The 13,007-nt window shown below is 67.1% G+C and carries 17 protein-coding genes; 6 read left to right on the top strand and 11 right to left on the bottom strand.

What is annotated here, in order from left to right; translation table 11 throughout:
- Nucleotides 1-63 precede the first annotated feature (63 nt).
- The 3 genes from lptC to BW38_RS04060 all read right to left on the bottom strand — a co-directional run bounded on the left by lptC (nt 64) and on the right by BW38_RS04060 (nt 2,252).
- Nucleotides 64-639, bottom strand: coding sequence for an LPS export ABC transporter periplasmic protein LptC (gene lptC / locus BW38_RS04050; RefSeq protein ID WP_032977531.1), 576 nt, complete (start codon nt 637-639; stop codon nt 64-66).
- Nucleotides 636-1,184 carry an HAD hydrolase family protein gene (locus BW38_RS04055; RefSeq protein WP_032977529.1) on the bottom strand — a complete coding sequence of 183 codons (549 nt, stop codon included), beginning with the start codon at nt 1,182-1,184 and terminating at the stop codon, nt 636-638. Before BW38_RS04055 ends, lptC begins: the two co-directional genes overlap by 4 nt.
- A gap of 66 nt (nt 1,185-1,250) precedes the next feature.
- Nucleotides 1,251-2,252, bottom strand: coding sequence for a KpsF/GutQ family sugar-phosphate isomerase (locus tag BW38_RS04060; RefSeq protein WP_025874015.1), 1,002 nt, complete (start codon nt 2,250-2,252; stop codon nt 1,251-1,253).
- A gap of 54 nt (nt 2,253-2,306) precedes the next feature.
- Here BW38_RS04060 and BW38_RS04065 point away from each other — a divergent pair, with 54 nt between their 5' ends.
- From BW38_RS04065 to BW38_RS04075, 3 genes are read left to right on the top strand one after another with little or no spacing between them, the layout of a single operon-like run.
- The gene (locus BW38_RS04065) at nt 2,307-2,537 is read left to right on the top strand and encodes a BolA family protein (RefSeq protein ID WP_025874014.1); all 231 of its coding nucleotides are present in this window, start codon (nt 2,307-2,309) and stop codon (nt 2,535-2,537) included.
- 21 nt (nt 2,538-2,558) lie between these two features.
- On the top strand, nt 2,559-3,833 hold the full coding sequence (gene murA / locus BW38_RS04070) for a UDP-N-acetylglucosamine 1-carboxyvinyltransferase (protein WP_025874013.1): 1,275 nt from the start codon (nt 2,559-2,561) through the stop codon (nt 3,831-3,833).
- A complete protein-coding gene (locus BW38_RS04075) occupies nt 3,830-4,144 on the top strand; it encodes a hypothetical protein (RefSeq protein ID WP_032977527.1) in 315 nt (104 codons plus the stop codon). Before murA ends, BW38_RS04075 begins: the two co-directional genes overlap by 4 nt.
- 115 nt (nt 4,145-4,259) lie before the next feature.
- Here BW38_RS04075 and BW38_RS04080 read toward each other — a convergent pair whose 3' ends face one another.
- The 7 genes from BW38_RS04080 to purM all read right to left on the bottom strand — a co-directional run bounded on the left by BW38_RS04080 (nt 4,260) and on the right by purM (nt 9,168).
- On the bottom strand, nt 4,260-4,943 hold the full coding sequence (locus BW38_RS04080) for a DUF3108 domain-containing protein (protein ID WP_032977526.1): 684 nt from the start codon (nt 4,941-4,943) through the stop codon (nt 4,260-4,262).
- A 2-nt stretch (nt 4,944-4,945) separates the two neighbouring features.
- A complete protein-coding gene (locus tag BW38_RS04085; protein WP_025874010.1) occupies nt 4,946-5,743 on the bottom strand; it encodes a DUF3108 domain-containing protein in 798 nt (265 codons plus the stop codon).
- 68 nt (nt 5,744-5,811) lie between these two features.
- Nucleotides 5,812-6,468 carry a phosphoribosylglycinamide formyltransferase gene (purN, locus tag BW38_RS04090; protein ID WP_025874009.1) on the bottom strand — a complete coding sequence of 219 codons (657 nt, stop codon included), beginning with the start codon at nt 6,466-6,468 and terminating at the stop codon, nt 5,812-5,814.
- Nucleotides 6,465-7,076: a DUF2238 domain-containing protein gene (locus BW38_RS04095; protein WP_170919604.1), complete on the bottom strand. Its 612-nt coding sequence runs from the start codon at nt 7,074-7,076 to the stop codon at nt 6,465-6,467. Before BW38_RS04095 ends, purN begins: the two co-directional genes overlap by 4 nt.
- A 94-nt stretch (nt 7,077-7,170) precedes the next feature.
- Nucleotides 7,171-7,593, bottom strand: coding sequence for a hypothetical protein (locus tag BW38_RS04100; RefSeq protein ID WP_032977522.1), 423 nt, complete (start codon nt 7,591-7,593; stop codon nt 7,171-7,173).
- Entirely contained in the window at nt 7,590-8,087 is a 498-nt protein-coding gene (locus BW38_RS04105; RefSeq protein ID WP_032977520.1) for a hypothetical protein, read from the bottom strand. Before BW38_RS04105 ends, BW38_RS04100 begins: the two co-directional genes overlap by 4 nt.
- A 22-nt stretch (nt 8,088-8,109) precedes the next feature.
- A complete protein-coding gene (gene purM / locus BW38_RS04110) occupies nt 8,110-9,168 on the bottom strand; it encodes a phosphoribosylformylglycinamidine cyclo-ligase (RefSeq protein ID WP_032951578.1) in 1,059 nt (352 codons plus the stop codon).
- Between the two features lie 112 nt (nt 9,169-9,280).
- Here purM and BW38_RS04115 point away from each other — a divergent pair, with 112 nt between their 5' ends.
- From BW38_RS04115 to hda, 3 genes are read left to right on the top strand one after another with little or no spacing between them, the layout of a single operon-like run.
- Nucleotides 9,281-10,408 carry a DUF2066 domain-containing protein gene (locus BW38_RS04115; protein WP_235189990.1) on the top strand — a complete coding sequence of 376 codons (1,128 nt, stop codon included), beginning with the start codon at nt 9,281-9,283 and terminating at the stop codon, nt 10,406-10,408.
- Complete coding sequence (locus tag BW38_RS04120) at nt 10,405-11,577, top strand: AI-2E family transporter (protein WP_032977517.1); 1,173 nt, start codon at nt 10,405-10,407, stop codon at nt 11,575-11,577. The genes BW38_RS04115 and BW38_RS04120 overlap by 4 nt, the downstream gene beginning before the upstream one ends.
- Nucleotides 11,577-12,284: a DnaA regulatory inactivator Hda gene (hda, locus tag BW38_RS04125; RefSeq protein WP_032977533.1), complete on the top strand. Its 708-nt coding sequence runs from the start codon at nt 11,577-11,579 to the stop codon at nt 12,282-12,284. Before BW38_RS04120 ends, hda begins: the two co-directional genes overlap by 1 nt.
- Nucleotides 12,285-12,767: 483 nt before the next feature.
- Here the strand turns inward: hda and BW38_RS22125 are convergent.
- Nucleotides 12,768-13,007 (bottom strand): hypothetical protein (locus BW38_RS22125; RefSeq protein WP_235189989.1); only part of this gene is annotated, 240 nt, incomplete at its 5' end.

Here is a 13,007-nt window from a genome sequence, read left to right as displayed (position 1 = left end):
GATGGAGATTGGGGGCTGCCGGCTTCGCGCCTGTCGGGAAGACGTCGCGGGCGGGCGGCGGAATCAGCGCTTGGGCGTGTAACGGCCCTTGGACTGGCTGAGGAAATGATACGTGTTGTTCTTCGAATCCACCTCGAACCCGACGCCGGACTGCTCCATGCCGGGCCGGGTCATGGTCACCAGGGCATCGGTGCGGGCGCGGTTGTCCTTCGGGAATACATCCAGGTGGTCGGTGCGGAAGGTGGTCGGGACCACGCCCGGGCCGGCCGGGCTGTCGCCGGCGACGTTGCCCCGCAGCTTCATCTCGTCGCCCTTGGCACTGAGCCAGCCGGTCTGGGCGCGCAGCGTCCAGTGCTTGCCATCCTTGTCGGGCATTTCGAACAGCGGCGTGATGATGTTGAGCGTCTGGTCACCACGCTGGCGTTCCAGCAGGGGCGCGCGCAGGGTGGTCGATTCCTTGCCATGTTCGTCCAGGGCGACGATCTGGAAATCGTGCAGGATGTAGTCCACGCCGGCGTCCTGGCCTTCGACGGCAGGTGCCTTTTCGCGGTTGCGCAGCGCCGCCCAGCTGCTCAGCAGGGCGGCCAGCAGCAGGCCGACGCCGAGGATCATCCGCCAGTTCAGGGTGGGGGCATTCATGCGCCGAACCTCGCCAGCACGGCGTCCACGCGGCACTGCGCGGCCAGCAGCACGTCGCACAGCTCGCGCGCGGCACCACGGCCACCGTCAGCACGGGTGATCCAGTGCACGCGCTCGGCGATCCACGGATGGGCATTGGCCGGAGCCACCGCCAGGCCGACCGCGCCCAGTGGCGCCAGGTCGGGCAGGTCGTCACCCATGAAGGCCACCTGCTCCAGGCCGATGCCGTGCTGGGCGCACAGCGCCTGCACGCTGGCCAGCTTGTCGCCGACGGCAATCTGGGTGTCGATGCCCAGGTCGGCGCCGCGCTTGAGCGCGGACTGGCTGTTGCGCGCGGTGATCAGCACGGGGTGGATGCCGTGCTGCTGCAGCAGTTTCAGGCCCAGGCCATCCTGCACGAAGTACGCCTTGCTCTCATTGCCATCCTTGTCGTAGTACAGCCGACCGTCGGTGAGGGTGCCGTCCACGTCGAAGCAGGCCAGGCGGATACCGGCCGCCACGGCATGCAGGTGGGTGGGGAAGGCGGGCAGGGGGGACCAGGGCATCAGGGCATCGGACTCGGTGGTTGCGGGCTCGTTGGTACAGACTGAATGGGGTCTACGGACTGTCGGTTAAACCACCCGCGCCCGCAACAGGTCATGAATGTTCAGGGCGCCGACCGCGCGGCCCTGGCTGTCGACCACGATCAGGCCGGTGATCTTGTGGGTTTCCATCAGCCGCGCAGCCTCCACCGCCAGCTTGTCGGCGCTGATGGTGCGCGGTTGCCGGGTCATCACATCGGCGATCCTGGCGGTGCGCACGTCCAGGTCGGTGTCCAGGGCGCGGCGCAGGTCGCCGTCGGTGAACAGCCCGATCAGCACGCCCTGGTCGTCGACCACGGCGGTCATGCCCAGGCGCTTGCGGCTCATCTCCATCAGCGCTTCGCTGAGGCTGGCGCCGACATCGACCTTGGGCAGGTCCTCGCCGGTATGCATGACGTCGGTGATGTGCAGCAGCAGGCGGCGGCCGAGGCTGCCGGCCGGGTGCGAACGGGCGAAATCGTCGGCGGTGAAGCCGCGCGCATCCAGCAGGGCCACCGCCAGCGCGTCACCCATCGCCAGCGAGGCGGTGGTGCTGGAGGTGGGCGCCAGCGCCAGCGGGCAGGCTTCGGCCGGCACGCTCACATCCAGGTGGAAATCGGCGGCGCTGGCCAGGCTCGACTGCGGGCGGCCGGTCATGGCGATCAGCACATTGCCCTGGCGCTTGAGCACCGGCAGCAGCATCAGCAGCTCATCCGATTCACCCGAATAGGACAGGGCCAGCACCACGTCGTCCTCGGTGATCATGCCCAGGTCACCGTGGCCGGCCTCGCCCGGGTGCACGTAGAACGCCGGGGTGCCGGTGGAGGCCAAGGTGGCGGCGATCTTGCGTGCCACATGGCCGGACTTGCCCATGCCGGTGGCGACCACCCGGCCACGGCTGCCCAGGATCGCCCGGCAGGCCTGCTGGAAGGCATCGCCGAGGCGGTCGGCCACGGCGTCCAGCGCCTGCCGTTCGATCTCGAACACACGCCGGCCACTGGCGACCAGGGCGGCAGGGTCGGCGGAACGGGGGGGCAACAGGGATTCGGCCATGCGGACGCCACGCAGCGGAAGTAGAATGGACGCACATTTTATTAGGAAAGCCCGTTGGACGCCGACACCATCCGCAATCTGATCGAAACCGGCCTGCCCGGCGCCCGCGCCGACGTGCAGGGTGACGATGGCGTGCATTTCGAAGCGACCGTGGTCAGCGAGGCCTTTGCCGGCAAGCTGCCGCTGGCCCGCCACCGGATGGTGTATGCCACTCTGGGTGACCTGATGGGCGGCGCGATCCACGCGCTCGCACTGAAAACCGTGACCCCGGCCGAAGCCGGCTGAACCGCAGAAGATCCCCAATACATGGCCAAGATCGTTGTGACCGGCGGCGCTGCGCTGCACGGTGAAGTAAGCATCTCCGGCGCCAAGAACGCCGTCCTCCCCATCCTGTGCGCGACCCTGCTGGCCGATGCGCCGGTGGAGATCACCAACGTGCCGCATCTGCACGATGTGGTCACCACGGTGAAGCTGCTGGGCGAACTGGGCGCGAACGTGACCATCGACCAGGGCACGCTGTCGCGTGGCAGCGCGATCGTGGTCGACCCGCGTCCGGTCAACCAGCATGTGGCTCCTTATGAGCTGGTCAGGACCATGCGCGCCTCGATCCTGGTGCTGGGCCCGCTGCTGGCCCGTTTCGGCGCCGCCGAAGTATCGCTGCCCGGCGGCTGCGCGATCGGTTCGCGCCCGGTCGACCAGCACATCAAGGGCCTGCAGGCACTCGGTGCCGACATCGTGGTCGAGAACGGCTTCATCAAGGCCACCGCCAAGCGCCTGAAGGGTGGCCACTTCACCTTCGACATGGTCAGCGTGACCGGCACCGAGAACGTGCTGATGGCCGCAGTGCTGGCCGAAGGCACCACCATCCTCGACAACGCGGCGATGGAACCGGAAGTCACCGACCTGGCGCATTGCCTGATCGCTCTCGGCGCGAAGATCGAAGGCCTGGGCACCGCCCGTCTGGTCATCGAAGGCGTCGAACGCCTGTCCGGTGGTCGCCATGAAGTGCTGCCCGACCGCATCGAAACCGGCACCTTCCTGGTGGCTGCAGCGATGACCGGTGGCAAGGTCACCGTCAACCGCGCGCGCCCGAACACCATGGACGCGGTGCTGGCCAAGCTGGTGGAAGCCGGCGCGACCATCGAGACCACCGAAGACAGCATCACCCTGGACATGCACGGCAAGCGGCCGAAGGCAGTCAACCTGACCACCGCGCCGTATCCGGCGTTCCCGACCGACATGCAGGCGCAGTTCATGGCGCTCAACTGCGTGGCCGACGGCGTGGGCGTGATCAACGAAACGATCTTCGAGAACCGTTTCATGCACGTCAACGAGCTGCTGCGCCTTGGCGCGGATGTGCAGGTGGAAGGCCACACGGCCATCGTGCGTGGTCACGAGCGCCTGAGCGGTGCACCGGTGATGGCAACGGACCTGCGCGCGTCCGCGTCGCTGATCCTGGCCGGCTTGATGGCCGATGGCGATACCACCATCGATCGCATCTACCACCTTGATCGCGGCTACGAAAACATCGAAGAAAAGCTGTCTTCGCTCGGCGCCACCATCCGGCGCGTGGCCGCATGATCCTGCGCGGCAGGTTCAGCCGTCGCCGCAAGGCGCTGCTGGTGCTGGTGCTGATCGTGCTGGCGTGGCTGGGCTATGCCTGGTACGCCAACATCGCCATCACCAAGGGCATCGAGCAGAAGGACATGGACTGGAATGGCGACGGCACGGTAAGCCGTGACGAGATCATCCAGTCGTTCTACGCGGTTGCGGTGAACGACAGCCAGGACGGCAACCGCCATTGCCGCACGTTCGTGCGCCGATCCACGGGCGAGCAGATCCGGGTCGACTGCCGCACCGAGTTCAAGCCGGCGGAAGAAACGAAGAAATGAAAAAACGCCCGCGAAAGCGGGCGTTTTTGTGTGCGGGGCATGAATCCACGCATGGCGTGGATCGACGTTGGGCGGTAGCGCCGGGCCATGCCCGGCGAGCGCGCAGCGCGGTCGGTCAGTTCATCGCCTTGATGGTCAGGTCCAGCGCATCGCGGCCGCTCTCACGCTGCAGCATGCGCGCCGGCACCGGGAACTCCGGCACGATCCAGGCGATCAGCTCCTTGTTGCCGTCGGTGCGCGAGACCTTGGTGGCCTCGTAGCTCTTGCCGCCGACGGTGACCGATTCCTTGCCCACCACGCGGTAGGTCATGTTCTTGATGCGGCCTTCGTCGACCATGCGATAGGTCAGCGGCTTGCCGGCGGCCAGGTCGCGGGCGATGGCCAGGTTGATCAGCAGCGCGTCCATGTCGCCGGCCTTCAGGGCGATCGGTCCGGCACGGTCCGGCTTGATGTCGCCGGTCCAGGTGGCCTGGTTGCTGGTCCAGTTGTAGTTGGCCTGCACATTGCGCTTCTTCACCAGCAGCGCAGAGCGGTCCTGGCTGCTGAGCGGACGCAACTGCCCACGCACTTCCTCGAACACGGTGGTCTGGCTCAGGTCCGCCAGCTGGTTCTTGACCTGCAGGCTGTAACGCCACTTGTTGGTGCCTTCGCTGGCCAGGGTCATGCTGCCATTGGCCTGCATGCCCATGTAGCTGGCGAGGTAGTCGGCCTTGAACGGCTGCAGGGCCATGGCCGGCAGGCTGGCCACCGACAGTGCGGCAGCGGCGATCCAGGTCAGGGGGCGGGTCAGGGTGTTCATGCTCAGACTCCTTGGTATTCGATCAGGCGCAGATCGACGCGATCTTCGCCGTCTTCACGTTGCAGGATGCGCACCGGGGTGGGGACACCGTTGGCGATCCAGAGAATGGTTTCATTGTTGCCGCCGTTGGTGCGATACACCCGCAGCGCGTTGTAGGACAGGTCGCCGACCTCGACGTTCTCGGTCTGCGGCGCGGCCTGGTAATCGTGCTGGCGCACCTTGCCCATGTCGACGTAGCGATAGTGCATGGCCGCGCCGGGACGGGCGTCGCGCATGATCGCCAGGTTGATCAGCAACGCGCTCTGGTCGCCGGCCTGCAGTGGAATCGGCTGGGCGCGCTTCTTTTCCACGTCGCCGCTCCACTGCGCGGTACCGGCCTGCCAGTTGTAGGTGCCGACCGCCTTCTTGCCCAGGAACAGGCCCTTGCGCACCGTGCTCTGGCTGAGCGGCGCATACACACCGCTGCGCTCCTCGAACACCGTGCTCTGCTCGATGTTCAGGCCCAGCACGCTGGCAAAGCCGCGGCGGCCGACCACCTGCATGTCCACCCGCCACTGGCTGCCGCCGGTGTGGGTGACCTGCATGGTCGCATCGCCTGCTTCCTTGCCTTTGAAGAACGCCTGGTAGGTCGCGCTGAACGGCTGCAGCGGCGGCGGCTCCCAGGCCAGTGCAGGTAACACCGGCGGCGCCACCTCCGCAGGTGCCGGCGCAGCGGGCGCTGTTGCCTGGCCCCAGCCCGCACAGGCGAGGACGGCAAGCGGCAGCAGCAGAGTTGTACGCAGCAGGGACGTGGTCTTCATGGCCGACAGGAACCGCAGGAGGGGAGCAGGATGCCAGCCCCGCAGTCAGCGGGGCGTGTGCACGGGCGTTACCGGTTCAGGTTTCCGGCGGAATCTAGAGCCAAGGGGCTAAACAGGGGGTGACCGTCGAACATCGGCTGGCCTTCCCGTTCAGCCAGGCGGCCTGCACAGAGTAGTTCCAGGGTGGCGATCAGCAGCGGATGCTCCACCGCAAGCACGCGTTCGGCCAGGGTCTGCGCATCGTCGCCGGCAAGCACCGGAACCCGGGCCTGCGCCAGCACCGCGCCGGCATCCAGTTCCGGCACCACCAGGTGCACGCTGGCGCCGTGCTCGCTATCGCCGGCCTCAAGCGCCCGTGCATGGGTGTGCAGGCCCTTGTGCAGCGGCAGCAGCGAGGGGTGGATGTTGACCAGGCGGCCATTGAACCGCTGTACGAAATCGGCGCCCAGAATGCGCATGTAGCCGGCGCAGACGATCCAGTCCGGCGTGGATGCTGCCAGCGCATCACCCAGCGCCTGCTCGTAGGCGGCGCGGTTGCTGAATTCCTTCGGCGCATGCCCCCAGCGTCGATCCGTTGCCACCCGCTCCAGGGCGGTCGCATCGGGACGATCGGAGAACACGCCGACAATCTCGGCCTGCAGTCGCCCTGCCGCGATGGCGTCGACAATGGCCTGCAGGTTGCTGCCGCGCCCGGATGCCAGCACCGCGATTCGGCGGATGCTCATCGCACCACGCTCCGGCGTACCAGCGGCCACAGCAACAGGCTGCCCAGGGTCGCCAGCAGCATGTCCGCATGCGCGTCCCACATGTCGCCCTGCTGGCCGTTGTAGGCCTCAGCCGCTTCCGGCGACAGGGCAAGGGCGATGCCCCATTCCAGCCACTCATACACCAGGCTGGAACACATCACCGCCATCACCGCCAGGGTGAATGCCTGGCCGATGCGCAGCGCAGGCCAGGAATGTCGCGCCAGCTGCAGCAATGCGGGGGTGAAGCAGACGCCATAGAGGAAGTGGATCAGGCGATCGAAGTGGTTGCGCTGCCAGCCAAAGGCTGCGTCCGGCGACCACCCGAGCAGCGACTGCAGCCATGCGTCATACGGCACGTTGGAGTACAGCCAGCGCGCGGCCACGCAGTGGATGGCGATGAAGCCGCAGATGGCGATGAACGCGCCGTTGCCCAGCTGCCAGCGCCGGTCCACCCACCACAGGGCCAGCAGGCCGATCACCGTCAGCGAACTGTGCAGGGTCTGCTCGAGCGGCCACAGCGGATGGATCCAGGTGGCGGCGAAGATGCCCAGCACCGCGACCAGTGCGGCCTTCTTCGGTGCCGACAGGGAGTGGGTGGCGCGGTTGCGGGCGAGCGTGGAGGCAGCGGGCGTGGACATGTCGGGGCGATCAGCAGAAGAGACGGAACATGCGCTTGCCAGCTCAGACGCTGACGTGGTCGCCGCGGTCGAACAGGGCGGCGATCTCCGGCTTGCGCAGGAAATACACCGCGTAGGCGGTCAGGGCCATGCCCAGTGGGCCGGCCATCACCGCTGCCCAGGCCGCGCCGCGACACCAGGCCAGGTGGCTGCGCTGGCCAAGCAGCCGCGCGGTGCGCAGCTGCAGGAAGCCCAAGCCGATGGCCAGCAGCGACACCGCGGCGTACACCGTCGCCAGCACCGCGCCGTCGTCCATTCCGCGTTCGAAGGCGACGATGCCGACAAAGCCGAGGAAGACCAGCGCTGCCAGCCAATGGAAGCCGGCCAGCGCGTAGAACAGGATCTTCAGGTTGTGAAGGTGGCTTGCGGTCTGCAGGTCGGCCAGGGTCTGCCGTGGCAGCGGCGGTGGGTTCATGCCATCGCTCATGCCACACCCGCCTGGCCAGCGAAGGCGGCTTTCACCTGCGGGCGCAGCAGCACGACCAGGGTGAACACGCCGAGGATGGTGCCGATGGGGGTGAACAGGCACGCCAGCCCCGCCACGATCATGCACAGCAGGTAGCGGCGCTGCTGTGACAGGCAGCGGCCGGCATAGGCCACGAAGGCTGCCAGGGTCAGCCCGCCGAGCACGATGCAGACGCCCATCACGGTGAACAGCCAGCCGACGAACTGCTGCTCTTCCGGCGATGACGGTTCACCGCCAGATTTCATCGGCAGCGAGCCGGACAGCATGGCGATGCCCAGCACGATGTGCAGCACGAAGACCAGCGAGAACACCGCCATCAGGCCAGCGACCACATAGTGGCCGATCGCCAGCTGGCGCAGCTGGGTGGCGTCCTGCGGGCCGAACACCGGCACGGCCGGGTTCGGCGGCAGCACCGGCGGAGCCGGCGGCGTCGACAAGGGAGGAGGTGCGTCCATGCGGGTTCCTTTGTCCAGTGGATCAGGCGATGTGGACGCGTTCGCCGCCTTGGGCGGTGACCACCTGGCCGATCGTCCAGTGCTCCAGGCCTTCCGCCTTGACCGCAGCGGATACGGCCTCGAGCTGGTCCGCAGCGACGATCAGCACGAAGCCGATGCCGCAGTTGAAGGTGCGCCACATCTCGCTGTCTGCCACCGCGCCTTCCTTCTGCAGCCACTGGAACACCGGCGGCAGGGTCCACGACGAGGCCTGGATGTCCAGGCCGAGGCCTTCGGGCACCACGCGGATGATGTTCTCGGTCAGGCCGCCACCGGTGATGTGAGCCATGCCGTGGATGGCATCGCCGTGCGACTTCAGCAGCGACAGGATCGGCTTGACGTACAGGCGGGTGGGGGCCATCAGCGCATCGACCAGCTTGACCCCGCCTTCCAGTTCCAGCTCGGCCGGGCGGCCGGCGCGGTCATAGATGCGACGGACCAGCGAATAGCCGTTGGAGTGCGGGCCGGACGAGGCGATGCCGATCAGCACGTCGCCGGCGGCGACATTTGCGCCGTCCTTCAGTTCGCTCTTTTCGACGGCCGCGACGGTGAAGCCGGCCAGGTCGTACTCGCCCGGCGCGTACATGTCGGGCATCTCGGCGGTTTCGCCGCCGATCAGGGCGCAGCCGGCCTCGGTGCAGCCATTGGCGATGCCGCCCACGACCGCGGCGGCGGTGTCGATGTCCAGCTTGCCGGTGGCGAAGTAGTCCAGGAAGAACAAGGGCTCGGCTCCCTGCACCAGCACGTCGTTCACGCACATGGCGACCAGGTCGATGCCGATCGTATCGTGGCGGTTCAGCTGGTGGGCCAGCTTCAGCTTGGTGCCGACGCCGTCGGTGCCCGACACCAGCACCGGTTCGCGGTACTTGTTGGACAGGTCGAACAGGGCGCCAAAGCCACCCAGGCCGCCCATCACCTCCGGACGGAAGCTGCGCTTGACCAGGGGCTTGATCCGCTCGACCAGTTCGTTGCCGGCGTCGATGTCGACACCCGCGTCACGGTAGGTGAGGGGAGAAGGGGCGGAAGACGGGCTGTTGGTCACGGGCGTCGGCGCTGGCAGGGGTTGAATCGCCGATTTTAACAGGCCGCATTGGCGCAAAGGCCGTATTCGGGCAACAATTCCCCCCGGATACGTCGAGCCAATGGATGTCCTGATGCGCCGCAGCCTGTTTTTGACCCTGCTCTTTGCGCTGTGCCTGCCGGTGGCCACGATGGCCCAGAGCGGCATGCGAACCGAGGGGGATGTTGCCACTGCCAGTGGTGCGTACGAGGCCGAAGTGCCCGTCAACAGCCAAGCCGAGGCTGATCGCAACGGTGCACTTGCCCGCGCGTTGAGCGTTGTACTGGGCAAATTGTCCGGCGATCGCAGCGTCATGTCGCGCCCCGGCGTGGCGCAGGCGTTGCGCAATGCCAAGGACTATGTGGCCAGCTACGACTACAAGCAGGACCAGAGCGTGGGCGCCAGCGGTGCGCCGAGCTTCCGTACCCTGCTGGTCGCGCGCTTCCGCGAGGATGACGTGGACGGGCTGGTGTCGGCCCTGGGCCTTCCGCTGTGGCCTCAGCCCCGGCCGAAGCCGGTGCTGTGGCTGGCCGTCGACGACGGCAGTGGTCCGCGCCTGGTCAGCGTGCAGCAGGCCAATGCTGCGCGGCCGCTGCTGAGCCGGGCCATCGAGCGCGGCTACAAGCTCGGCCTGCCCAGTGGAGGCGCCGCCGAGCAGGCCCTGGCCGGTGCCATCTGGCGCCAGGACAGCGCTGCTGTCGCCCGGGCCTCGTCGCGCTATTCGCCGCCGATGCAGCTGATCGGCAAGCTTTACCGCGCCAATGGCGGCTGGCAGGCGGACTGGGTGTTCGTCGACAACGGCCGGGAACTGAACAAGTGGACCAGCAAGGACGCCAACGCCATGCGCGCGATGGCCGCCGGTGCCGATGGCGCTGCCGACGCGCTGGTCAAGCGTTACGCCAAGGCCGGTGCGGCCACCGGCCAGGCGGGCACCTACCGCGTGGTGGTGACCGGCATCAACAGCGCCGACGAATACCTGCGCCTGGCCGCCGGCCTGCGTGAAGTGGCCGTGGTGCGCAACGTCACCCCGCTGCGCGCGACCGCCGACCATCTGGAACTGAATCTGGAAATGACCACCGGCCTGGCCGGCTTCAACCGCATGCTCGGCGACAACGGCGTGCTGGTGCCGTCGGCGACACTGCCGGCCCTGCCGACGCCGATCGACGATACGACCGGTGCACCGGCACCGGCGCCGGTCAGCAATGAGTACCGCCTGCGATGATCCTGTCCCCGGAAGCGGAAATCGCGCAGTTCCTGCGGCGGCTGAAGTTCATCCTGCTGGCCGGCCTGATCGGCTGGGTCGTGTGGCTGCTGGCGCCGATCCTGACGCCGTTCGTGCTGGCGCTGGCGCTGGCCTGGCTGGGCGATCCGCTGGTGGACCGCATTGAAGCGACCGGCCGCTCGCGCATGACCGGCGTGGTGCTGGTGTTCGTGGCAATGGTGCTGGTGATCGTCGCGCTGCTGCTGGTGCTGGTGCCGATGATCGAGCGCCAGATCAGCACCCTGATCGCCGCGGCTCCGCAGGCGCAGGCCTGGCTGATGGAGAAGGGCATTCCCTGGTTCGAGCAGAAGACCGGGCTGGAAGTGATGCAGTGGATGGATCCGGACCGTGTGATCGAATGGGTACGCAGCCATTGGCAGCAGGCCGGCGGGTTCGCTACGACCTTCATGGGCTACGTATCGCGCTCGGGCTTCACGGTGGTGACCTGGGTGGTCAACCTGTTGCTGCTGCCGATCCTGGCGTTCTACTTCCTGCGTGACTGGGACAAGCTGGTCGAACGCGTGGCATCGGTGATCCCGCGCAACCAGATCGGCACGATCACCACGCTGGCACGTGAATCCAACGAGGTGCTCGGTGCGTTCATCCGCGGGCAGTTCCTGGTGATGCTGGCGCTGGGCGTGATCTACGCCGGTGGCCTGTCGCTGGTCGGGCTCAAGCTGGGCCTGCTGATCGGCCTGATCGCCGGCCTGATCAGCTTCATTCCCTACCTGGGCGCGACCACCGGCATCCTGATGGCGATCGTGGCTGCGCTGGTACAGGCGCAGGGGTTCGACCTGAAACTGCTGATCCTGGTGGGCGTGGTGTTCACCGTTGGCCAGCTGCTGGAGAGCTACGTGCTGACCCCGCGCATCGTCGGCGACAAGATCGGCCTGCACCCGGTGGCGGTGATCTTCGCGGTGATGGCCGGTGGCCAGCTGTTCGGCTTCCTGGGCATGCTGCTGGCGCTGCCGGTGGCGGCGGTCAGCAATGTGCTGTTGCGCTATGCGCACCAGCGTTACCGCCAGAGTGAGCTGTACGCCGGCGAGAAGCCCGCGATCGTGCTTGATGGTGTGATCGACCAGCCCCATATCATCGTGCCTGGCAATGACAAGGGTCCGGAACTGAAGTGATTGGTGTGCCGCAACTTCCGCTGGCCCTGCATTACCCGCGGGACCAGCGGCTGGAAAGCTTCATCGGCGCGCCGGACGGCGCGCTGGCGCAGCTGCATGCCATCGCGGTAGGGGCCAGCCACGACTGGGTGTACCTGGAAGGCGCGGCCGGCACCGGCAAGACCCACCAGGCACTGGCGATGTGTTCCAGCGCCGAGCAGGCCGGGCGCCTGCCGACCTATGTGCCGCTGGCCAGCGTGGTCGGCCGGGTGCGGGTGGCGCTGGAAGGGCTGGAGCAGCGCGAGCTGGTGGCGCTGGATGGCCTGGATGCGGTGGCAGGCAATCGTGAGGATGAAATCGCGTTGTTCGATTTCCACAACCGCGCGCGCGCTGCCGACGTGACGGTGCTGTACACCGCACAGAAGTCGCCGGGCGAACTGGGCCTGGTGCTGCCGGACCTGCGTTCGCGCCTGGGCCAATGCGTGCGCGTGCTGTTGCAGCCGCTGGACGAGGAAGGCCGCGCGGCGGTGTTGCGCGAGCGCGCGCTGCGCAGAGGGCTGGCGATCGACGAGGCCGCCATCGAGTGGCTGCTGTCGCACACCGGGCGCGAGCTGGGTGGGCTGATCACGCTGCTGGACTGGCTGGATCGCGAGTCGCTGGCGGCCAAGCGGCGGATCACCGTGCCGTTCCTGCGCCAGGTGCTGGAAGAAGGCCGTCCTCGTTACTGAGGGTGGGGTTTGTTTGCAGGGCTGCCGCCCTGCACCCGCAGAAGCAACGTCAACGTCAGAAGCTGGCTATCCGTGGGGTGGCGGGGCGGCTCAGGTTGCGGGGGACGGCGCAAGTACGTCCCTGTAGCCTCGGTCGCGCCATCCATGGCGCTCACGCCCCCGCAACCTGAGCCACCCCGCCTTCGACAGGTTCCCGCGATCTGCCGTGTCGGCGTTCTGCACTGCTGTTGGTGGGTGTCGACCTTGGTCGACACGTGTCTTGCTTGTAGTGGGTGACGACCGTTGGTCGTCACAAGAGCGAAGCGACCCGCTTCTGCTTTTCCTTTTTCTTTTTCGTGGCTGGACGCGCACGGAATTTGTCAGAGGTCGTTGGCGCCATGATGGCGACAAGTAGATCCACGCCATGCGTGGATGAGACTTTCCGGGGAAGTACTGCCTTGGATCCGACGTTCTCTGCTTGTGGTGGGTGACGACCGTTGGTCGTCACCAGAGCGAAGCGACCCGCTTCTGTTTTTCCTTCTTTTCCGTGGCTGGACGCACACGCAGACTGTCAGAGGTCGGGCGGGTGGGCCATGCAGGGGCGTTGGCGCCATGGATGGCGACAAGTAGATCCACGCCATGCGTGGATGAGACTTTCCCAGGAAGGACTGCCTTGGATCCGACGTTCTCTGCTTGTGGTGGGTGACGTCCGTTGGTCGTCACCAGAGCGAAGCGACCCGCTTC

This window comes from Stenotrophomonas sp. RIT309, assembly GCF_000632045.1.
GTDB classification, from domain to species: domain Bacteria; phylum Pseudomonadota; class Gammaproteobacteria; order Xanthomonadales; family Xanthomonadaceae; genus Stenotrophomonas; species Stenotrophomonas indicatrix.
This window is presented reverse-complemented; position numbering and strand designations above follow the sequence as displayed.

Coding starts and splice junctions, on each gene's coding strand:
- lptC (WP_032977531.1), bottom strand. CDS start 639: ATGAATGCCCCCACCCTGAACTGGCGGATGATCCTCGGCGTCGGCCTG.
- BW38_RS04075 (WP_032977527.1), top strand. CDS start 3,830: ATGATCCTGCGCGGCAGGTTCAGCCGTCGCCGCAAGGCGCTGCTGGTG.
- BW38_RS04085 (WP_025874010.1), bottom strand. CDS start 5,743: ATGAAGACCACGTCCCTGCTGCGTACAACTCTGCTGCTGCCGCTTGCC.
- purN (WP_025874009.1), bottom strand. CDS start 6,468: ATGAGCATCCGCCGAATCGCGGTGCTGGCATCCGGGCGCGGCAGCAAC.
- BW38_RS04060 (WP_025874015.1), bottom strand. CDS start 2,252: ATGGCCGAATCCCTGTTGCCCCCCCGTTCCGCCGACCCTGCCGCCCTG.
- BW38_RS04055 (WP_032977529.1), bottom strand. CDS start 1,184: ATGCCCTGGTCCCCCCTGCCCGCCTTCCCCACCCACCTGCATGCCGTG.
- BW38_RS04115 (WP_235189990.1), top strand. CDS start 9,281: ATGCGCCGCAGCCTGTTTTTGACCCTGCTCTTTGCGCTGTGCCTGCCG.
- BW38_RS04120 (WP_032977517.1), top strand. CDS start 10,405: ATGATCCTGTCCCCGGAAGCGGAAATCGCGCAGTTCCTGCGGCGGCTG.
- murA (WP_025874013.1), top strand. CDS start 2,559: ATGGCCAAGATCGTTGTGACCGGCGGCGCTGCGCTGCACGGTGAAGTA.
- BW38_RS04105 (WP_032977520.1), bottom strand. CDS start 8,087: ATGGACGCACCTCCTCCCTTGTCGACGCCGCCGGCTCCGCCGGTGCTG.
- BW38_RS04100 (WP_032977522.1), bottom strand. CDS start 7,593: ATGAGCGATGGCATGAACCCACCGCCGCTGCCACGGCAGACCCTGGCC.
- BW38_RS04080 (WP_032977526.1), bottom strand. CDS start 4,943: ATGAACACCCTGACCCGCCCCCTGACCTGGATCGCCGCTGCCGCACTG.